This is a genomic window from Bradyrhizobium sp. HKCCYLRH1030 (assembly GCF_051168395.1).
Taxonomy (GTDB): domain Bacteria; phylum Pseudomonadota; class Alphaproteobacteria; order Rhizobiales; family Xanthobacteraceae; genus Bradyrhizobium.
This window is the reverse complement of sequence record NZ_JBNPUY010000020.1, coordinates 33,264-50,538: the sequence shown is the minus strand read 5'-3', so window position 1 is coordinate 50,538 and position 17,275 is coordinate 33,264. Positions and strand designations below refer to the sequence as shown.

The following is a 17,275-nucleotide window of genomic DNA, read 5'->3' as shown; positions in this document are numbered from 1 at the left end:
GGTACCTGCCGCCTGCATTTTTTTCGCAGGCGGGCCATGGGTGAGGCCTTCACCCGGCATTCCCTGCGCCCTCTGCACTCTCGAGGGCCACGCGGATCGCAGCACTCGGGCATCCCATGCCGCGAGACTGCGCCGTCATGTCCCGGACCTCTCTTCGGCTGTTTGAATCGTAAATGAGTTCTCCCCTCCGCCGTCGTCCTAGGCAAGCTGCGCCGCGCCCATCCATCGTGAGGAGGCGATGCCGCCTCACCCCATCGCCAGCACCGCGACCGACAGCAGCGCCAGCATCACGGTCGAGCCCAGGAGCTGCAGCGATGCCTCGGGCTGCGTGCGCCAGCGCAGCACCTTGTCGGCGAGGCCCAGCGTCGCGTCGTAGAAATCAGCCGCGTAGGCCTGCTTGAGCACGCGCTGAAAGCGCGGCCCCGCAGCGGAAGTCATCAGCACGTGGATGATGGTCGCGCTCGCGACGAAGCCGATGATGCCGGCCCGCAGCGCCGTGCTGTGCGCCAGCTTGAGGATCAGCGCGGCGCCGGCATAGGTTGGAATGGCCTGGAACAGCGCGGTCAGCGCCATGCCTTCGAAGAGGTTGAGCAGCGGCGCCTTCGGCGCGGAGGTGCTGGGAGAGGCGACGGTGAGCATGGCCCGGACATCCGGTTGCGGCGGTCCTCGGCGAGGACCAGACCGCTCCCGTCTAACCGGCACGCCGGAGGAGGACCGTGAGCCCCGTCACGCGAGGCCATCGCCGCCGGCTGGGATGAGGGCACGCCGAGCACGGTCGACGCGCGGCATCGACTAGGTCCGGCCCTGCCCGTTCACCTGGCCCTGCTGCTGCTGACGCTCCTGCTCCTTGGCGCGGTGACGGCCATAGAGGCAGCCGGCGGCGGCGCCGAGCACGCCGTGATGACCGGCATAGTGGCCGGCCACGCCGCCGACGATGGCGCCCTTGATGCACCCCTTGGCCTCGGCGGCCTGCGTCGACAGCAGCGCCAGCGCTGCGACGGAGGCGGCCAGCATGGTCTTCGTGATCGACATCGTCATGATCGAGCTCCGCAAGAATGGTGCGAGGTAACGGCGACGCGGCGGGGCGGTTCCCGCCTCGCAACCGGCATGACGCATTGCGCGAACCTTATCGCGCGCGGTGATGACCCAAGAGCTGAGAAATGAGCTGAGAGATGAGCCGAGAGTGGGCTGAGACATGATCGTGACGCGATCACTCGCCAAGCTTCCGTTCACCGTACCGGCGCATTGAGCCGGCCGACGGTCACACAGGTGGTTGACGGCCGTCCGCCGGCATCTCCAGAACGAGATCGCCGACGCGGACATTCCCGTCAGTGGAGACAGGATGATCGAGCACATCAACAAGCAGCGCGTGCGCAAGCTGCTCGAGGCCCATGCCGCCGGCGATTTCGACAGCGTGCTGGCGCATTGCACCGACGACCTGGAGCACTTCGCCTCGGCGCCGATCGACATCTTCCCCCATCTCGGCGGCCGCCGGGGCAAGGCCGAGGTGCGGCAGATGTGGGAGACGGCGCGCAGCCGCTATGCCGAGGTCCGGCACGAGATCAAGACCATGATCTGCGAAGGCGACCAGGTCGCCGTGGATCTGCGCATCTTCCTGCGCAAGCGCGACAACGACCGCATCGTGCAATACGACCTCGCCGCCTTCTACACCCTGCGCGACGGCCGCATCGCCCGCATCCGCGAGATCATGGACACCTACGACCTGGTGCAGCAGGTGCTGGAATGCGATCTCAGCCGGCTGCTGATCGCGGGCGCCGCCCGGCCCTGAGGCCGGCACGGCCGTGGCGGACCAGGGCCTGGACCAGCCGATCACGCAAACGTCACCACCGGCGGCCTCGTCGCCTTGAACCTGTGGCCCGGGCTCCGCACCCCATGAGCGGTGGTATACGGGGCATCGGTGACATGAGAATAGCATTCCTGGCGATGGCCGGACTGGTGATGGGCGTCGTCGGCGGCGCGACGATCGGAGTAGGGCTTGGACTGGCCTGGATCGAGCTGTTCAACACCAGCGAATTCGAAGGCTATGCGGGCATGCTGGTGTTCTTCACCTTCATGCCGCTCGGCGCCCTGATCGGCGGCCTCGCCGGCGCCACCCTGTTCGGCATGGCCGCCTTCCGCGACCACGAGGTCGCGATCGCGCAGCAGCGCATGCAGCATGAAGGGCGTTAGGGCGCGGCGACCGGCGGTCGCGCGCATTTGTGCAATGCAAAAACAGCCGTTGCGCGCGCAGGTGGTTGATTTATGTGAGGCTCAAGAGAGATAGATTCGGCGCCCCGGCGCGACGTCCGTTGCGACGTCGCCTTGAGGCCGGCGCGCCCCCTTGCAAGCCAGTTCAGGATCCCGAGCCGATGACGGAGCACAGCCTCTGGCGTCTGTCGCGCGCATTGCATGGCGCGATCAACGACCGCCGTTTCGACGATTTCGCCGAGCTTCTCGATGACGACATCGACTGGGCCATCTACGGCCCGATCGACATGTTTCCCTTCCTCGGCGCGCGGCACGGCCGCGCCGCCGTGCTCGACGCCGTCAGGCAGATCGCGGACAATGTGAGCATCCGCCGGCTGGAGCGCGAGACCTTGATGCTGGACGAGACCAGCGCGGCGACCATGGTCCGCTGCGCGATGACGGCGCAGGATTCCGACAAGCCGATCACGGCGCGGCTCGCGCAATTCATGCAATTCCGCGCCGGCAAGCTCGCGCGGCTGCGGATCCTGATCGATACGTTCGATCTGGTCGAGCAGACGCTCGGCCGCCCCATCGACCTGCCGCGCATCGGCAGCTTCGCCTGAGCCCGCCGGCGTGTTGGATTGTGGTCACACTCACCGGCAACCCAACAGCTCGTGACTGGCGCAGCCATAATTTTGCGCCAAGATTCCACCATATTCCGGCACACAGGTTCGGGCGGCGGGGGTTGCTCTCATGACATCGTATGGTTGCGCGCTGGCGGTTTTCACGGCCGGCTTCGGCCTTCTTGCGTCCGCCGCGCCGGCCCAGACGCTGATGCAGGCGCCGCAGCCGCTGCAGATCACACCCTGGCAGCAGATCGCGCCGGAGCCGGAGGACGAGGACAAGTCCGAGGACCAGGCAGCGGCCGACCCGATGAAGGACATCGACGTCGAGAAGCTCGACTGGAGCCAGCTCGCGATCGACGACACCACCTTCCTCGACCGTCCCGAAGCCGCCGCGGCGGCGAAGCGCAAGGCCGCCGCAGAGAAGGCGGCCGCGCTCGACTGGTCGAACCAGAACAAGGGCAGCCTCGCCTCGGGCGTGTCGGTCAAGCAGTCGGTATCGCCGTTCTGGGACGCCCGCGTCGGCGCCGACATGACGGTCGCGCGGCAGCCGACCACGATGTCGGAATTGCTGGCGGAGAAGGCCGAGAACGGCGGCAATGCTCCGGAATCCGGCGGCTCGGCCTGGGCGGCCGTCACCGCGCCGGGGGCCGGCTCGATCTGGGACAAGACCGCCATCGAGGCCCGCGTCGATCCCGGATCCGATCACAGCCGGCTCGGCACCACCATCACCAAGGCGGTGCCGATCGATCACTACAATCTGACCCTGCAGAACGGCTACAACGTCACCCAGCAGGGCATGGTGCCGATTCCCGGCGCGGCGCCGAAGACCAGCCGCAGCTTCGACACCGAGCAGTCCGCCAAGCTCTCGATCGGCGACACCGGCACCAGCGTCACCGCCGGCCAGACCCTGTCGTCGAGCGACGACAAATGGCTGCGCAAGGTCGGCGCGGAGCAGAAGCTGTCGGATGGTCTCAGCATCTCCGGCTCAGTCAGCGAGACCGCGCAGGGCGGCACCAGCAAGAGCATCTCGGCCGGCTTCAAGCGGAGCTGGTGACGTTCACCATTGCGGCAGCCCGCCACGAATGATCGAACGTTCGCCGCAGCTTCGCCGCGGTGCGGCCCAATTTGGCCGCACTGATAGGCTTTGAGAAGTTCGTCGTGCGGGGACACCGCGCTCGCTTGAACGCGAAATGAGGAATTAGCCGATGAATGTCATTCGTCCGGACAAGATCGATGGAACTGAAGCCGAGCTGGATACGGATCTGGCCGCGGTCTCCGAAGTCGAGGCCGGCATTCGTGATTTCGTCCGTAACGATATCGCCTATCTGCGCCGCCCCAATGCGGCCGCCACGGCCGAGGCCTCGATCGATGCCGATGCAGCAGTGAACAGCGTCACCACGCTGATCCAGCGCGTCGCCGGCACCTCGCTGTCGGAGATCGAGAACCTGATCGGAGAGCTCGAGAGCCTGCGCGAACTGCTGCATGCCGAGGGCCAGCGGGTGCAGCGCGAGATCGCGAGCTATGCACAGCTCAGCCAGGCGGCGATGAAGTCGACCCGGGCGATCGCCGAGAACGTCACGCAGTGGAAGCGCGCCGCCGACGGCCTGCGCAGCAGCTGAACATTCTTTCCGGATCTTGAAGAGGGCCGCCGTGCGAGGCATCGCGCGGCGGTTTTCGTCTTTGCAGCGCCGCGTCCTTGAACGCGCTCCGGCCCTCCCGCGACCAACTTCCGCCGCTCTCGTGGCGGGCAGGTTGCGTCAGGGGGATGTCGCTCTCATGGAAACGATCCGGCCGCACAACACCGATCCGATTCCTCTGCGGCCCAAGCCTCAGCGGATCGGGACCATCATGGTCCGTTTCGTCGGTTTGCTGGTGGTGGCGATGGCGATCATGGTGCTCATCTGGAGCCGCTAGATCGCCTCTACGAACAGGACCGCGTGGTCCGTTCTGGTTAACGAGTAGTTAAACCGTCACTCGTTGATCGTCGCTGACGTCTCGAGCGAATACGATCCGTCCGCGTAGCCCTTCACGACCATTCCCGTCGCGAGCATCACCGCGAGCGTCACGCTGGCAAAGATAAAGCCGAGGAGTTTCAGACCACCGCGATCTGCCATACTCATCCCCCACATCCTGATCCCTGATTGGCTGTCTTATAGAGTCGGAGTTCAGAATGCGTTAGCGCGAAGTTCGTTCCGCGCCGACAATCCTACGAAGCGTGACCTTTTCGCCTCAACCGTTGTTCCGTCGAGGGACGAAGGCCGACGCAAGCACAGAGAACACCAGCTCGTCGCGCTGATTGATGCCGGTATTGCGCGCCTGCAGGATGCCCCACTCCGGGCGCGAGGCCGACTCGCGAAGCGAATCAATCTCGTTCGAGAAGCTGATCGTATCTCCTGCAAGCACCGGCTTGTGCCAGCGCAGATCACGGAAGCCGGGAGAAGGACCTCCGAGAGCGATCGGCTCGCCACGCGTGCGCGCGATCTCCAGCAGTCGCTGATTATCCGCGACGATCAGCTTCATGCAGACCGAGCCGATGTGCCATCCCGATGCCGCGAGCCCGCCGAACAGCGACCGGCGGCCCTCTTCCTCGTCGAGATGAAAGCGCTGCGGATCGAATTGAATGGCAAAGCGCTTAATCTCTTCGGCAGTGAACGTGTAGGAGCCGAGCTCGCGGCGCTGGCCGACCTGAAGATCCTCGAAAAAGCGCATCAGCCCACCTGCCCGCGGCTCTCACGGCGCTCGACGATGATGGGAGAAACCATCTCGCAAAGTCTCATGCCAGCCTTGTTGCGCACGCTGCATTTGAAGGTGACGATCCCGGTCGACGGACGGCTCCGCGACACCCGCGCTTCCAGAACCTCCACATCGAGCATCAGCTCATCGTCAGGACGCAGCGGCGACAGCCACCGGACCTCGTTGACGCCCGGCGAGCCGAGCGAAGCGGTGCGGCCGATGAAGCCGTCGAACATCATGCGCATCATCAGCGAGCAGAGGTGCCAACCCGAGCCGGACAGACCCTTGAGCATCGACTGCGAGGCAGCCAGTTCGTCCAGATGCATCGGCTGCGGATCAAACTCAGACGCGAAGGCGATGATCTCGTCGCGGGTGACGTGTCGCGGGCCGAAGCTGCCGAACGGGCCTTGCGGAAAATCTTCGAAGGTGAGGGTCATGAGGCTGGGAATGGCTGAAAGAAGCCCGATTGTGGCCGCACTTTGCAGCAATCACAACCGGGCCGCTCGCATGGCTGACGCCCGGTCCAGTCGCAAGAGAGTGCCAGAAGGCGCCATATACCGGAACGAATTCGGCTGCCGCCGATGCCGTCTGGCGCGCAATTCGAGCACGACTTAAAGACGGATTTGACGACCGATTCGGACGTGGCCGGGGGATCAGGATGTTGGAATTTCGCGATTTGTTCCAGTGGGACCGCTTCATCACGCCCACCATCATCAAGACGTTCTATTGGCTCGTGATTGCGCTGATCATCCTGTCGGGAATTCGCGGCATTTTCACGGGCCTCTCCGAAATGGCGATCAGCCCGTTCGGCGGTTTCCTGATGCTGTTGTCGTCGCTCGCCGGCATCATCGTCGGCATGGTGTTCTCGCGCATCATCGCCGAGTTCGTGCTGATCGTCTTCCGCATCAACGAGCATCTCGGCGCGATCCGCGAGCAGGGGCGGATGTAGCCGCCCCGCACGGCCTTAGTTGTTGAAGCGGAAGTGCATGACGTCGCCGTCGGCGACGACATACTCCTTACCTTCGAGGCGCAGCTTGCCACCCTCGCGGGCGCCCGCCTCGCCGCCGAGCGCGACATAGTCGGCATAGGCGATGGTTTCGGCGCGGATGAAGCCCTTCTCGAAATCGGTGTGAATGACGCCGGCCGCCGCCGGCGCCTTGGTGCCGCGGTGGATGGTCCAGGCGCGCGCTTCCTTCGGACCGACCGTAAAGTAGGTGATCAGGTCGAGCAGCTGATAGCCGGCGCGGATGAGCCGATCGAGACCTGCCTCTTCGAGCCCGAGCGTCTCCAGGAAATCCACTCGCTCCTCGCGCGACAGCGTCGCAATCTCGGACTCGATCTTGGCCGAGATCACGACGGCGACCGCGCCCTCCTCCTTGGCGCGCGCAAACACCGCCTTTGAGAAGCTGTTGCCGTCCTTGGCCGAGCCTTCCTCGACATTGCAGACGTAGAGCACGGGCTTGGAGGTGAGCAGTCCGAGCATGCCGAAGGCGCGCTCCTCCTCCGGCTTGCGCTCCAGCAGCCGCGCGGGCTTGCCGTCGCGCAGCAGCACCAGAGCACGGGTGACCAGCTCGTACTGCTCCTTGGCATCCTTGTCGCCGCCCTTGGCCTTCTTGGCGAGGTTGTCGACCCGCTTCTCGAGGCTGTCGAGATCGGACAACATCAGCTCCGTCTCGATGGTCTCGATGTCGGCGAGCGGGGCAATCTTGCCCTCGACATGGGTGATGTCGGAATCCTCGAAGCAGCGCACCACATGCGCGATCGCGTCGACCTCACGGATGTTGGCGAGAAACTGGTTGCCGAGGCCTTCACCCTTGGAGGCGCCGCGCACCAGTCCGGCGATGTCGACGAAGGTCAGCCGCGTCGGAATGATCTGGCCCGACTTGGCGATCGCCGCGAGCTTTTCCAGCCGCGGATCGGGAACGGCGACCTCGCCGACATTCGGCTCGATGGTGCAGAACGGATAGTTCGCGGCCTGCGCCGCCGCCGTCTCCGTCAGCGCGTTGAACAGCGTCGACTTGCCGACGTTGGGCAAGCCGACGATCCCGCATTTGAATCCCATGATCCGTCTCGCATCCTCTTGAGGCGAGGGCCCGGGGCGCCTTACGCGGCGCCGGCATCGCCCTTGTCCAGAAAACCTTTGGCCTGCAGCGCCAGATGCACCTTGTTGGCGAAGGTGGAGTCGCGCCGGCCCGTCAACAAACCCGCATTGTCGGCCACCGCCTCGCACAGCGCCTCGACCCAGGGCATCTCGGACTTGGCGAAGTCCGACAGCACATGGCCGTGCACCAATTCCTTGACGCCGGGATGACCGATGCCGAGCCGGACGCGGCGATAGTCGTTGCCGAGATGCGCCGAGATCGAGCGCAACCCGTTATGGCCGGCAATGCCGCCGCCGACCTTCACGCGCAGCTTGCCCGGCGACAATTCCAGCTCATCCTGAAACACCGTGACGTCGCCGACGCCGAGCTTGAAGAAGCTGGCCGCTTCCTGCACGGCGCGGCCGGATTCGTTCATATAGGTCGTGGGCTTGAGCAGGATGACGCGCTCGGAGTCGAGCGTGCCTTCCGAGGTCTCGCCCTGAAACCTGCGTCGCCACGGCGAAAAGCGGTGACGCCGCGCGATCTCGTCAACGGCCATGAAGCCGATATTGTGCCGGTTGCGCGCATATTTCGCGCCAGGATTGCCGAGGCCGACAAACAGCAGCATGACGCGGCATCCGCCCCCGCCGTCGCTTCGAGAAGCACGGGACCCGCCCGTGCTTCCCAGAAGCGGAACGGCTTACTTCTTCTTGTCGCCGCCAGCCGGCGCCTTGGCAGCGGCCGCGGGAGCCTTCGCAGCGGCAGCCGGAGCAGCAGCAGCGGGCGCCGCTGCGGCGCCAGCAGCCGCCTTCTGCTCCTCGCCATAGCCCGACGGCGGCACGATGGTGACGAGCGTCGCGTCGTCGCGCGAGAGCGTCTTCACACCGGTCGGCAGCTTGACATCGGAGATGTGCAGCGAGTGGTTGATCTCGAGCGCGCTGACATCGGCCTCGATGTACTGCGGAATGTTCTCCGCGAGGCACTCGAGCTCGAGCGTGTGGGTCACGATGTTGACCGTGCCGCCGCGCTTGACGCCCGGCGCGCCTTCCGAGCCCACCACATGCAGCGGCACGCTGACGCGAATGGTCGCGCCCTGGCCGAGCCGCATGAAGTCGACGTGGATCGGGAAGTCCTTGACCGGATCGAGGTGGAAGTCGCGCGGGATCACCCGGTGCTTCTTGCCGTCGAGGGTGACGTCGAAGATCGTGGTCAGAAACCGGCCTGCGAGGATGCGCTGGCGCAGCTCGCGGTCTTCCACCGAGATCGGCAGCGGGGGCTGGTTGTCTCCATAAATCACTCCGGGCACTCTCCCGGCGCGACGCTCTGCCCGTGCGGCCCCCTTGCCGACTGACGGACGGGCGGTCGCCTTCAGTTCTCTGACGGTCGCCATCGTGTTAAGTCCTTGTTTTAAAAAGTTAAAGGCCGCAATGCGGCCCGTTGCTGGACGTCCTTCGGCAAGCCTCCAGGGGTGCGGGGGCCGCGGACGTGGCGGCGTTCTAGCGGCAAACCCGGGAAATGACAAGGAAATGAAGGGGCCGCCTGCCCCTCCCGTCCCAGGGCAACCCGGCCGCGGCGTCAGCCATCCGCGCTGCCGGCGCCCGGCGGCGTGCCGGCCGCACCACCCAGCTTGGCTTCCAGCGCCGCGATCCGCGCCTTCAGCGCCTCGTTCTCCTCGCGGGCGAGCCGGGCCATGTCCTTGACCGCCTCGAACTCCTCGCGCTTCACGATGTCCAGGTCGTTCAGGATCTTTTCCGCCTGGTTGCGGATGACGGAATCGACCTCCCGCTTCATGCCCTGGGCGGCACCTGCGGCATCGTTCATCAGGCGGCCGAGTTCGTCGAAAAACCGGTTGTTGGTCTGGGTCATGTGAGAAACTCCGCGTCCCGCGACGAGCACGATGATGGAAGACAGAATGGCGATCCCTGTCGCCGCCCGCAAGATGGGCCGTCTTGTCATGCCTTGGTTTCCTTGTCATCGTACTTGTTGCGCCGGCCCGCGGCGCTGGTATGAGCAGCCCTGAGATCACATCGCGCCGCGCCCGCTCATGTGGCGGGGCTCGTTCGAAGCCCGCATCGCCCGGGGGCTTCCGGAAGCGGGACGCCGTGTCCACGAAAGCCAGTGAATGACGCCTCTCCTCATCGATTTCCCCGTGTTCGATCCGGTTGCGATCGCCATCGGCCCGTTCGCGATCCGCTGGTACGCGCTGGCCTATATCTGCGGCATCGTGATCGGCTGGCTCTACGCTCGCTCGCTGCTCAAGAAGGAGCGGCTGTGGGGCGGCCCGGCGCCGGTGTCGCTGGTCCAGCTCGACGACTTCATCCTGTGGGTCACGGTCGGCATCATCCTCGGCGGCCGCACCGGCTACGTGCTGTTCTACAACCTGCCGTTCTTCATCGATCATCCGCTCGAGATCTTCGAGCTGTGGAACGGCGGCATGTCGTTCCATGGCGGCTTCATGGGCTGCGTGCTCGCCGTGATCTGGTTCGCCCGCCGCAACGGCCTGCCGATCCTCTCGCTCGGCGACGTCACCACCGCGGTCGCGCCCATCGGCCTGCTGCTCGGCCGCATCGCCAATTTCATCAATGGTGAGCTGTGGGGCCGTGCCGCCGATGCAAGCGTGCCCTGGGCGATGATCTTCCCGCGCGATCCGACCCATCTCCCGCGCCATCCGAGCCAGCTCTACGAGGCCGGCCTCGAAGGCATCGTGCTGTTCATCGTGCTGGCGATCATGATCCGGTTCGGCGCGCTGAAACGGCCCGGCCTGATCCTCGGCAGCTTCATCACCCTCTATGGCGTGGCGCGCATCACCAGCGAGCTGTTCCGCGAGCCCGACAAGCAATTGGGCTTTCTCTGGGGTGGCCTGACCATGGGCATGGTGCTGTCGGTGCCGATGCTGATCATCGGCGCCATCCTGGTGGCGCGGGCGCTGCGCAAGCCCGGGACACATCAAGCCACTCCCCCGCTGCAGGCCAATCCGTGATCGAAACCTCTCCGCTCCACACCGAGATCAAGCGGCTGATCAAGGCGTCCGGCCCGATGCCGGTCTGGCGCTACATGGAGCTGTGTCTGATGCATCCGGAGCACGGCTACTACATCTCGCGCGATCCGCTCGGACGCGAGGGCGACTTCACCACCGCCCCCGAAGTGAGCCAGATGTTCGGCGAGTTGCTCGGGCTGTGGGCGGCCTCGATCTGGAAGGCGACAGGATCGCCGCAGCAATTCCGGCTGATCGAGCTGGGACCCGGCCGCGGCACCATGATGTCGGATGCGCTGCGGGCGCTGCGCGTGCTGCCGCCGCTGTACCAGACGATCTCGGTCCACCTGGTCGAGGTCAATCCTGTCCTGCGCGAAAAGCAGAAGGCGACGCTGACCGGCCTGCGCAACGTCAACTGGCACGAGAGCTTCGACGAGGTGCCGGAGGGCCCCAGCGTCATCTTCGCCAACGAGTATTTCGACGTGCTGCCGATCCACCAGATGATCAGGCGCGAGACCGGCTGGCACGAGCGCGTCGTCGAGCTCGACGAGGAGGAGAACTTCGTCTACGGCGCGGCCGCCGATCCGACGCCCGGCTTCGAGCTGCTGCTGCCGCCGCTGGTGCGCGCCGCGCCGGCCGGCGCGATCTTCGAATGGCGGCCGAACATGGAGATGATGGCCATCGCCAAGCGCATCCGCGACCAGCGCGGCGCCGCCGTCATCATCGATTACGGCCATGTGCGCAGCGACGTCGGCGACACCTTCCAGGCCATCGCCCGTCATAGCTTCGCTGATCCCCTCAAGACACCGGGGCTTGCCGACATCACCGCCCATGTCGATTTCGACGCGCTGGCGCGGGCCGCGGAAGCCGTCGGCGCGCGCGTTCACGGCCCGGTCACGCAGGGCGAGTTCCTGCAGCGGCTCGGCATCGAAACCCGCGCGCTGACCCTGATGCAGAAGGCGTCGCCGGAAGTCTCGCAGGACATCGCGAGCGGGCTGAAGCGCCTGACCGGCGGCGGCCGCGGCGGAATGGGGTCGCTGTTCAAGGTGCTCGGCATCTCCGATCCGGCCATTCCGGTGCTGGCGGGCATCAGCGACGAACACACCAACGAGAACACGGGAGGCGCATGATGCTGGTATCATCGGATGTGATGTCCGCGATCCCTGGCCTGCGCCACGCCTTCTTCACCCGCGAGGGCGGCGTTTCCGACGGCATCTATGCCGGCCTCAATGGCGGGCTCGGATCGAATGACGTGCCGGAGAACGTCCGGGAAAACCGCCGCCGCATGGCCGCCCATCTCGGCGTCGCGCCCGACCAGTTCCTCAGCCTGCACCAGATTCATTCGCCCGACGTCGTGGTTGCGACCGGGCCCTGGGACGGCCCCGTCAGGCCGAAGGCCGATGCGCTGGTGACCGCAACGCCGAATCTCGCGATCGGCGTCACCACGGCCGATTGCGGGCCGATCCTGTTCGCCGACCCCGAGAGGCGCGTCATCGGCGCCGCCCATGCCGGCTGGAAAGGCGCGCTCACCGGCGTGCTCGAAGCCACGCTGCAGGCGATGGAGGAGCTTGGCGCCGAGCGCGGGCAGGTCATCGCCGCCGTCGGACCCCTGATCCGCCAGCCGAGCTATGAAGTCGGCGCCGAGTTCGTCACGCGCTTCCTCGACGACGACGCCGAGCACGCGCGCTTCTTCCTGCCCTCGACGCGCGACGGCCACGCAATGTTCGACCTCGCCGGCTTCATCCGGATGCGGCTGGAAAACGCCGGCGTGCTGCTGATCGACGACCTCGGCCTCGACACCTATGCCGATGAGCGCTTCTTCAGTTACCGCCGCTCTGTGCATCGCAGGGAGCCGGACTATGGCCGGCACGTCCATGCCATCATGCTCGAAGGCTGAAGCGGGGCGCCATTGTGGCCGCATGTGGATTGCTTAACCCTTTCTGTACAACTGAGTGCACTCTGTCCCAATCTGTGGCAACCGCGACCTAGACGTTAATCGATTTTAACGATATCGCTCCCGACGATGAGGGGAGCGCCGACACCACTTCGACGGATCAGCCGCGCTGCGCAGCACGCCTGCGTTGCCGTTTTGCTGATGACGTCCGCTGCAACGCTCGGCGGCTGCGCGACCAGCAGCGGTGGCCCGTCCAACGCCTTTGCGATGGCGCCTGCATCGGATAGCGCCACGATCGCCTTCGAGCAGATCGACGGCCCGCCGCCGCAGATCTTCGACCGCATGGTCAGCGTGCTCGACAGCGAGTCCAAGCTGCGTAGCCTCGCCATCGTGTCGCGCGAGGCTCCGGCGGCCTATCGTGTCCGCACCTATCTCTCCGCCCAGGTCGTCAGCGGCAAGAGCGTGATCGCCTGGGTGTTCGACGTCTACGATCGCAATCAGCAGCGCGCGCTGCGGCTGTCGGGCGAAGAGCCGGTCGGACGCGGCGGCCGCGATCCGTGGAACAATGTCGACGACATGGTGCTTCGGAAAATCGCGCAGGCCGGCTTCAGCGGACTTTCGAACATGCTGAACGGCACCGCGCCCGCCGACGGCGCGCCACCGGCGGCGCCGGCCACCCGCGGCCCCGCGGTCGCCGTGGCCGAGCCCGCGTCGCCGGCGTCCGGCGGCACCAGCGTCGCGGCCCTCGGCTACACCGACCATTAGGCAAAGAGGCGCATTTTGCGCCGTTTTTGGCCGGGAAAAACACCCGCGGCGGGTTGCCATGCGCGCGGTGTCCTTGATATCACCTCGCCCGTGCAAAACTGCCGGTTCCATGGATAGCCCGATATGCTGAACAAGGTCTCCAGCGAGACGCGAGGAGAATTCACGATGTCGGCCAAGAACGGCTCCATCAAACTCGTCGCCGGCAACTCCAATCCGGCTCTCGCCGCCGGCATCGCCGCTGAACTTGGGCTGCCGCTGACGAAAGCGGTGGTCCGGCGCTTCGCCGACATGGAGATCTTCGTCGAGATCCAGGAGAACGTCCGCGGCTCCGACGTCTTCATCATTCAATCGACGTCCTATCCGGCGAACGACCTGCTGATGGAGCTCCTGATCATCACCGATGCGCTGCGCCGCGCCTCCGCGCGCCGCATCACCGCCGTGGTGCCCTATTTCGGCTATGCGCGGCAGGATCGCAAATCGAACTCGCGCACGCCGATCTCGGCCAAGCTCGTCGCGAACCTGATCACCCATGCGGGCGTCGACCGCGTCATGACGCTGGATCTGCACGCCGGCCAGATCCAGGGCTTCTTCGACATCCCGACCGATAACCTTTTTGCCTCGCCGCTGATGGTGCGCGACATCAAGGATCGCTTCGATCTCTCCAACCTCATGGTCGTCTCGCCGGACGTCGGCGGCGTGGCGCGCGCCCGAGGCCTGGCCAAGCGCATCAACACGCCGCTCGCCATCGTCGACAAGCGCCGCGAGCGTCCCGGCGAGTCCGAGGTCATGAACGTGATCGGCGACGTCTCCGGCCACACCTGCATCCTGATCGACGACATCGTCGATTCCGGCGGCACCCTGGTGAACGCGGCGGATGCGCTGCTCAAATACGGCGCCAAGGACGTCTACGCCTACATCACGCATGGCGTGCTCTCCGGCGGTGCCGCGTCCCGCATCACCTCGTCGCGGCTGAAGGAGCTCGTCATCACCGACTCCATCATGCCGACCGAAGCGGTCCGCAACGCCCCCAACATCCGCACGCTGGCGATCGCCCCGCTGATCGCCGAGGCGATCGGGCGGACGGCGGCGGAAGAATCGGTGTCGAGCCTGTTCGACTGACCTCGGTTGTCTGCGAACGTCGCCTCATCCTTCTCGCGCTAGAACTCGATTTGGCCCACCCTCCCCTGGAGGGGGAGGGTCGATCGCACGCGAAGCGGGCGAGCGGGGTGGGGTGATCTCTCCGCAGGCTCTGGTGCAAGTGGAGAGATCACCCCACCTCGCCTCACGTCTCGCTTCGCTCGTCGTGAGGCGACCCTCCCCCTCCAGGGGAGGGTGGGCAGCTTGCCCCATACGCCGTCATTGCGAGAAGCGCAGCGACGAAGCAATCCAGGGTGCCTCAACGGAGAGATCCTGGATTGCTTCCGCCGACGCTCTCCGAGTTCCGGCGGACAAGTCGCTGCGCTCGCAACGACGCCCGCGGTGTCTTTCATGGCAACATTGTCTGCCGACATCTGGCGATGCAGCTCCGCGATCTCGCGACGCATTTTGCGTCCGAGCTTTGCTCATCGTGCCGCCCTCACGAGATGAAGGGCGCAGGGAAGGCCGGGCGCTGGCCGCGCCCGTGGCCCGCCTGCTGAAAAAAATGCAGGCGGCAGGTACCACAGGTCTGGCCGAACACACCCGGCCCTCCCTGCGCGACGGTTTTGACGGCTGCTTCGCGTTCTCCCCGGTGCGCCGGCTTGTTGGCCACCGTGCGCGCAACGCGCTTGCGCGCGTTACGCGGGACACCAGCTTCGGGGTGCCAGGACCGCGCGACTTGACCGTGCGGGCCGCATCGTTCGTCGACGCGAACTGAATCACGCTGCGACCCGACCCGCCCATCGCATTCCGCTGCCGACGTCCATGACGACCGCGATACGTCCCCTCCGACGCAACGGAACGAGCGGGACCATAATGCTGATTTTACGAAATCGTCAAGCGATTTATTTTTATCCGAAGGGGTGGACAGGATTTTGCGAGGACAAGACGATTTGCCCGGCGGGCAGTCTGAGCCTGTCAGAATTTGCTGATGAGCTCGAGCTACGCCGGTCCCGCCTCATCCTCGAGCCGCTCTACAGAACCGAACTCCAGGCGCAGCAGCATCTCCAGCGCCGCCCCCATGTTCGGAACGATGGTGCCATAGTCTAAGCGGCTGGTCGACGCGATCACCCCACGCAGATGGTCGCCGAGGTGATACACCGCGCGGACGTTCGGGCCGAGCCGATCGAGCGTTGCCTTGATCGGATCCAAAGGCGTCTTGGTCTCCAACATGAAGACAGCCGACACGAACGAGGACAGGACGTTCTCGACGATCGCGCCCTCGCGCAGGATCAGCTCGATGGCATCGGAGCGATAGGTCGGGATCGTCTCGGCCGTATCGTCGCGAACCTGAAGCAGCACGTGGCACACTCTCGTGCGCTGGAGTGGAGGGATGGATAGGTCGCGCTGACCGAGCGCCTCCAAGGTCTCTTCAGACACAAAGTCTCCAAAGACGGCACGGAGACGTTTTCTCATGAACCAGCTCATGGCCAAAGATAGCCCGGATGAGTCCCAAGCCGTCAATCGAAACCGTTGCCGCCGCGCAGAGCCAGCCGCATGGGCGATGGGCGGGCGCCTTGCACACCTGATGCGGTTGGTTCACAACATCCCACGAGACGCCAAGGACAACAACAAGAACACAGCCGAGCCCTGCCCCGTCATGTTCAGCGCCATCGAACGCCCGGCCGGACCGCCGCCCAGCCTCGGCCAGATCTCCAGTGACTTCGGTCCGCTCTACGCCTCGCACGGCTTCATCGGCTGGCTGTTCGCGATCACCGGACCGGTCGCGATCATTCTCTCGGTCGGTGCCAATGGCGGGCTGTCGCAAGGGGAAATCGCGTCGTGGATCTTCGGCGTGTTCTTCATCAACGGCCTGATCACGCTGGCGCTGTCGTGGCGCTATCGCGAGCCACTGGTGCTGTTCTGGACGATTCCGGGCACCGTCCTGGTCGGCCAGTCGCTGACGCATCTCAGCTTCCCGCAGGTGGTCGGCGCGTTCTACGGTACGGCGCTGTTGATGCTGGTGCTCGGGCTCACCGGCTGGGTCAAGCGCGCGATGCAGCTGGTGCCGATGCCGATCGTGATGGGCATGGTCGCCGGCGTATTCCTGCGCTTCGGCCTCGATCTCGTCCGCGCCGTGTTCGCCGACTTTGCCATCGCCGGGCCGATGGTCGTGCTCTGGCTGCTGCTGACCGCGCTCCCTGCGCTCGGCCGGCGCTGCCCGCCGATCATCGGCGCGCTCGTCATCGGCACGCTCGCGGCTCTCCTGTTCGGCAAGTATGATCAGAATGCGTCGGTGCAGATCGCGCTGATCCATCCGGTGATCCCCACGCCATCCTGGTCGCTCGCGGCCATGATCGAGCTGATCGTGCCGCTCGCGGTCACCGTGCTGGTGGTGCAGAACGGCCAGGGCTTTGCGGTGCTGACCGCCGCCGGGCACAAGCCGCCGGTCAATGTGGTGACCGTCGCCTGCGGCATCGGCTCGGCGCTCGCGGCTGTCGTGGGCGGCGTGTCGACCTGCCTGACCGGACCGACCAACGCGATCGTCGTCTCCGGCGGCGAGCGCAAGCGCCACTATACCGCGGCGATGGTCGTGGGCGTGCTGGCGCTCGGCTTCGGCCTGCTGGCGCCGACCTTCACCACGCTGCTGCTGATCGCGCCGAAATCATTGATCACCGCGCTGGCGGGCCTCGCCATGCTGCGCGTGCTGCAAACGGCGTTCGTGACCGCGTTCAGAACGAACTTCTCGCTCGGCGCCCTGATCGCCTTCCTCGTCACCGTCGCCGACGTGCCCCTGCTCAACATCGGCGCCGCGTTCTGGGGGCTCGTCGCCGGCTTTGCACTGTCGTGGCTGCTGGAGCGGACGGATTTCACAGCCGCATCGGGCGCATAACGGATTGCCGCATCGCACCACGCGCTGTCGTCGCATCCCCAGTCG

The 17,275-nt window shown here is 65.7% G+C and carries 24 protein-coding genes; 14 read left to right on the top strand and 10 right to left on the bottom strand.

The window, feature by feature from the left end:
• Positions 1-246: 246 nt before the first annotated feature.
• Positions 247-639 carry a hypothetical protein gene (locus ACQR1E_RS33010; protein ID WP_316203664.1) on the bottom strand — a complete coding sequence of 131 codons (393 nt, stop codon included), beginning with the start codon at positions 637-639 and terminating at the stop codon, positions 247-249.
• 153 nt (positions 640-792) lie between these two features.
• On the bottom strand, positions 793-1,014 hold the full coding sequence (locus ACQR1E_RS33005; RefSeq protein WP_315714380.1) for a hypothetical protein: 222 nt from the start codon (positions 1,012-1,014) through the stop codon (positions 793-795).
• A 328-nt stretch (positions 1,015-1,342) separates the two neighbouring features.
• Here ACQR1E_RS33005 and ACQR1E_RS33000 point away from each other — a divergent pair, with 328 nt between their 5' ends.
• From ACQR1E_RS33000 to ACQR1E_RS32975, 6 genes are all read left to right on the top strand, one after another.
• The gene (locus ACQR1E_RS33000) at positions 1,343-1,789 is read left to right on the top strand and encodes a nuclear transport factor 2 family protein (RefSeq protein WP_316169334.1); all 447 of its coding nucleotides are present in this window, start codon (positions 1,343-1,345) and stop codon (positions 1,787-1,789) included.
• Positions 1,790-1,923: 134 nt separating this feature from the next.
• Positions 1,924-2,190, top strand: coding sequence for a hypothetical protein (locus tag ACQR1E_RS32995; protein ID WP_315714089.1), 267 nt, complete (start codon positions 1,924-1,926; stop codon positions 2,188-2,190).
• Positions 2,191-2,369: 179 nt separating this feature from the next.
• Positions 2,370-2,810: a nuclear transport factor 2 family protein gene (locus ACQR1E_RS32990; protein WP_315714088.1), complete on the top strand. Its 441-nt coding sequence runs from the start codon at positions 2,370-2,372 to the stop codon at positions 2,808-2,810.
• Between the two features lie 130 nt (positions 2,811-2,940).
• Positions 2,941-3,867 carry a hypothetical protein gene (locus ACQR1E_RS32985; protein ID WP_315752727.1) on the top strand — a complete coding sequence of 309 codons (927 nt, stop codon included), beginning with the start codon at positions 2,941-2,943 and terminating at the stop codon, positions 3,865-3,867.
• A 151-nt stretch (positions 3,868-4,018) separates the two neighbouring features.
• Entirely contained in the window at positions 4,019-4,432 is a 414-nt protein-coding gene (locus ACQR1E_RS32980) for a hypothetical protein (RefSeq protein WP_315714086.1), read from the top strand.
• A 157-nt stretch (positions 4,433-4,589) separates the two neighbouring features.
• Positions 4,590-4,727: a hypothetical protein gene (locus tag ACQR1E_RS32975; protein ID WP_315752726.1), complete on the top strand. Its 138-nt coding sequence runs from the start codon at positions 4,590-4,592 to the stop codon at positions 4,725-4,727.
• A gap of 56 nt (positions 4,728-4,783) precedes the next feature.
• On the opposite strand, the gene ACQR1E_RS32970 is transcribed toward ACQR1E_RS32975, so the two are convergent.
• The 3 genes from ACQR1E_RS32970 to ACQR1E_RS32960 all read right to left on the bottom strand — a co-directional run bounded on the left by ACQR1E_RS32970 (position 4,784) and on the right by ACQR1E_RS32960 (position 5,983).
• Positions 4,784-4,933, bottom strand: a complete 150-nt coding sequence (locus ACQR1E_RS32970) for a hypothetical protein (protein WP_315714401.1) — start codon at positions 4,931-4,933, stop codon at positions 4,784-4,786.
• Positions 4,934-5,042: 109 nt separating this feature from the next.
• Complete coding sequence (locus tag ACQR1E_RS32965) at positions 5,043-5,522, bottom strand: MaoC family dehydratase (protein WP_434898057.1); 480 nt, start codon at positions 5,520-5,522, stop codon at positions 5,043-5,045.
• On the bottom strand, positions 5,522-5,983 hold the full coding sequence (locus tag ACQR1E_RS32960) for a MaoC family dehydratase (RefSeq protein WP_315714379.1): 462 nt from the start codon (positions 5,981-5,983) through the stop codon (positions 5,522-5,524). Before ACQR1E_RS32960 ends, ACQR1E_RS32965 begins: the two co-directional genes overlap by 1 nt.
• Positions 5,984-6,204: 221 nt before the next feature.
• Here ACQR1E_RS32960 and ACQR1E_RS32955 point away from each other — a divergent pair, with 221 nt between their 5' ends.
• The gene (locus tag ACQR1E_RS32955) at positions 6,205-6,495 is read left to right on the top strand and encodes a DUF4282 domain-containing protein (RefSeq protein ID WP_315714083.1); all 291 of its coding nucleotides are present in this window, start codon (positions 6,205-6,207) and stop codon (positions 6,493-6,495) included.
• 15 nt (positions 6,496-6,510) lie between these two features.
• Here the strand turns inward: ACQR1E_RS32955 and ychF are convergent, their stop codons facing one another.
• The 4 genes from ychF to ACQR1E_RS32935 form a co-directional block, all read right to left on the bottom strand.
• Positions 6,511-7,608: a redox-regulated ATPase YchF gene (ychF, locus tag ACQR1E_RS32950; protein ID WP_316169335.1), complete on the bottom strand. Its 1,098-nt coding sequence runs from the start codon at positions 7,606-7,608 to the stop codon at positions 6,511-6,513.
• Positions 7,609-7,649: 41 nt separating this feature from the next.
• The gene (gene pth / locus ACQR1E_RS32945) at positions 7,650-8,255 is read right to left on the bottom strand and encodes an aminoacyl-tRNA hydrolase (RefSeq protein ID WP_316191552.1); all 606 of its coding nucleotides are present in this window, start codon (positions 8,253-8,255) and stop codon (positions 7,650-7,652) included.
• A 72-nt stretch (positions 8,256-8,327) separates the two neighbouring features.
• Positions 8,328-9,017: a 50S ribosomal protein L25/general stress protein Ctc gene (locus ACQR1E_RS32940; protein WP_315714080.1), complete on the bottom strand. Its 690-nt coding sequence runs from the start codon at positions 9,015-9,017 to the stop codon at positions 8,328-8,330.
• A 185-nt stretch (positions 9,018-9,202) separates the two neighbouring features.
• The gene (locus tag ACQR1E_RS32935; protein WP_315714079.1) at positions 9,203-9,493 is read right to left on the bottom strand and encodes an accessory factor UbiK family protein; all 291 of its coding nucleotides are present in this window, start codon (positions 9,491-9,493) and stop codon (positions 9,203-9,205) included.
• 256 nt (positions 9,494-9,749) lie between these two features.
• Here ACQR1E_RS32935 and lgt point away from each other — a divergent pair, with 256 nt between their 5' ends.
• From lgt to ACQR1E_RS32905, 6 genes are all read left to right on the top strand, one after another.
• Positions 9,750-10,607, top strand: a complete 858-nt coding sequence (gene lgt, locus ACQR1E_RS32930; protein ID WP_316186721.1) for a prolipoprotein diacylglyceryl transferase — start codon at positions 9,750-9,752, stop codon at positions 10,605-10,607.
• The gene (locus tag ACQR1E_RS32925; RefSeq protein ID WP_434898056.1) at positions 10,604-11,731 is read left to right on the top strand and encodes a class I SAM-dependent methyltransferase; all 1,128 of its coding nucleotides are present in this window, start codon (positions 10,604-10,606) and stop codon (positions 11,729-11,731) included. Before lgt ends, ACQR1E_RS32925 begins: the two co-directional genes overlap by 4 nt.
• Before the next feature lie 20 nt (positions 11,732-11,751).
• Entirely contained in the window at positions 11,752-12,498 is a 747-nt protein-coding gene (gene pgeF / locus ACQR1E_RS32920; protein ID WP_409998670.1) for a peptidoglycan editing factor PgeF, read from the top strand.
• A gap of 198 nt (positions 12,499-12,696) precedes the next feature.
• Entirely contained in the window at positions 12,697-13,260 is a 564-nt protein-coding gene (locus ACQR1E_RS32915; RefSeq protein WP_434898055.1) for a hypothetical protein, read from the top strand.
• Positions 13,261-13,425: 165 nt separating this feature from the next.
• Entirely contained in the window at positions 13,426-14,379 is a 954-nt protein-coding gene (locus ACQR1E_RS32910) for a ribose-phosphate pyrophosphokinase (RefSeq protein ID WP_315714378.1), read from the top strand.
• Positions 14,380-14,881: 502 nt separating this feature from the next.
• Entirely contained in the window at positions 14,882-15,115 is a 234-nt protein-coding gene (locus ACQR1E_RS32905) for a hypothetical protein (RefSeq protein ID WP_315714074.1), read from the top strand.
• Between the two features lie 224 nt (positions 15,116-15,339).
• Here the strand turns inward: ACQR1E_RS32905 and ACQR1E_RS32900 are convergent, their stop codons facing one another.
• Complete coding sequence (locus tag ACQR1E_RS32900; RefSeq protein WP_434898054.1) at positions 15,340-15,825, bottom strand: hypothetical protein; 486 nt, start codon at positions 15,823-15,825, stop codon at positions 15,340-15,342.
• A gap of 172 nt (positions 15,826-15,997) precedes the next feature.
• On the opposite strand from ACQR1E_RS32900, the gene ACQR1E_RS32895 reads away from it, so the two are divergent.
• Positions 15,998-17,230, top strand: a complete 1,233-nt coding sequence (locus ACQR1E_RS32895) for a benzoate/H(+) symporter BenE family transporter (protein WP_316175475.1) — start codon at positions 15,998-16,000, stop codon at positions 17,228-17,230.
• Positions 17,231-17,275: the final 45 nt, after the last annotated feature.

Excerpts from the sequence above, each read along its gene's own strand:
- ACQR1E_RS33010 (WP_316203664.1), bottom strand. The coding sequence starts at position 639 with ATGCTCACCGTCGCCTCTCCCAGCACCTCCGCGCCGAAGGCGCCGCTG.
- ACQR1E_RS33005 (WP_315714380.1), bottom strand. The coding sequence starts at position 1,014 with ATGCTGGCCGCCTCCGTCGCAGCGCTGGCGCTGCTGTCGACGCAGGCC.
- ACQR1E_RS33000 (WP_316169334.1), top strand. The coding sequence starts at position 1,343 with ATGATCGAGCACATCAACAAGCAGCGCGTGCGCAAGCTGCTCGAGGCC.
- ACQR1E_RS32995 (WP_315714089.1), top strand. The coding sequence starts at position 1,924 with ATGAGAATAGCATTCCTGGCGATGGCCGGACTGGTGATGGGCGTCGTC.
- ACQR1E_RS32990 (WP_315714088.1), top strand. The coding sequence starts at position 2,370 with ATGACGGAGCACAGCCTCTGGCGTCTGTCGCGCGCATTGCATGGCGCG.
- ACQR1E_RS32985 (WP_315752727.1), top strand. The coding sequence starts at position 2,941 with ATGACATCGTATGGTTGCGCGCTGGCGGTTTTCACGGCCGGCTTCGGC.
- ACQR1E_RS32980 (WP_315714086.1), top strand. The coding sequence starts at position 4,019 with ATGAATGTCATTCGTCCGGACAAGATCGATGGAACTGAAGCCGAGCTG.
- ACQR1E_RS32975 (WP_315752726.1), top strand. The coding sequence starts at position 4,590 with ATGGAAACGATCCGGCCGCACAACACCGATCCGATTCCTCTGCGGCCC.
- ACQR1E_RS32970 (WP_315714401.1), bottom strand. The coding sequence starts at position 4,933 with ATGAGTATGGCAGATCGCGGTGGTCTGAAACTCCTCGGCTTTATCTTT.
- ACQR1E_RS32965 (WP_434898057.1), bottom strand. The coding sequence starts at position 5,522 with ATGCGCTTTTTCGAGGATCTTCAGGTCGGCCAGCGCCGCGAGCTCGGC.
- ACQR1E_RS32960 (WP_315714379.1), bottom strand. The coding sequence starts at position 5,983 with ATGACCCTCACCTTCGAAGATTTTCCGCAAGGCCCGTTCGGCAGCTTC.
- ACQR1E_RS32955 (WP_315714083.1), top strand. The coding sequence starts at position 6,205 with ATGTTGGAATTTCGCGATTTGTTCCAGTGGGACCGCTTCATCACGCCC.
- ychF (WP_316169335.1), bottom strand. The coding sequence starts at position 7,608 with ATGGGATTCAAATGCGGGATCGTCGGCTTGCCCAACGTCGGCAAGTCG.
- pth (WP_316191552.1), bottom strand. The coding sequence starts at position 8,255 with ATGCTGCTGTTTGTCGGCCTCGGCAATCCTGGCGCGAAATATGCGCGC.
- ACQR1E_RS32940 (WP_315714080.1), bottom strand. The coding sequence starts at position 9,017 with ATGGCGACCGTCAGAGAACTGAAGGCGACCGCCCGTCCGTCAGTCGGC.
- ACQR1E_RS32935 (WP_315714079.1), bottom strand. The coding sequence starts at position 9,493 with ATGACCCAGACCAACAACCGGTTTTTCGACGAACTCGGCCGCCTGATG.
- lgt (WP_316186721.1), top strand. The coding sequence starts at position 9,750 with ATGACGCCTCTCCTCATCGATTTCCCCGTGTTCGATCCGGTTGCGATC.
- pgeF (WP_409998670.1), top strand. The coding sequence starts at position 11,752 with ATGTCCGCGATCCCTGGCCTGCGCCACGCCTTCTTCACCCGCGAGGGC.
- ACQR1E_RS32915 (WP_434898055.1), top strand. The coding sequence starts at position 12,697 with ATGACGTCCGCTGCAACGCTCGGCGGCTGCGCGACCAGCAGCGGTGGC.
- ACQR1E_RS32910 (WP_315714378.1), top strand. The coding sequence starts at position 13,426 with ATGTCGGCCAAGAACGGCTCCATCAAACTCGTCGCCGGCAACTCCAAT.
- ACQR1E_RS32900 (WP_434898054.1), bottom strand. The coding sequence starts at position 15,825 with ATGAGCTGGTTCATGAGAAAACGTCTCCGTGCCGTCTTTGGAGACTTT.
- ACQR1E_RS32895 (WP_316175475.1), top strand. The coding sequence starts at position 15,998 with ATGTTCAGCGCCATCGAACGCCCGGCCGGACCGCCGCCCAGCCTCGGC.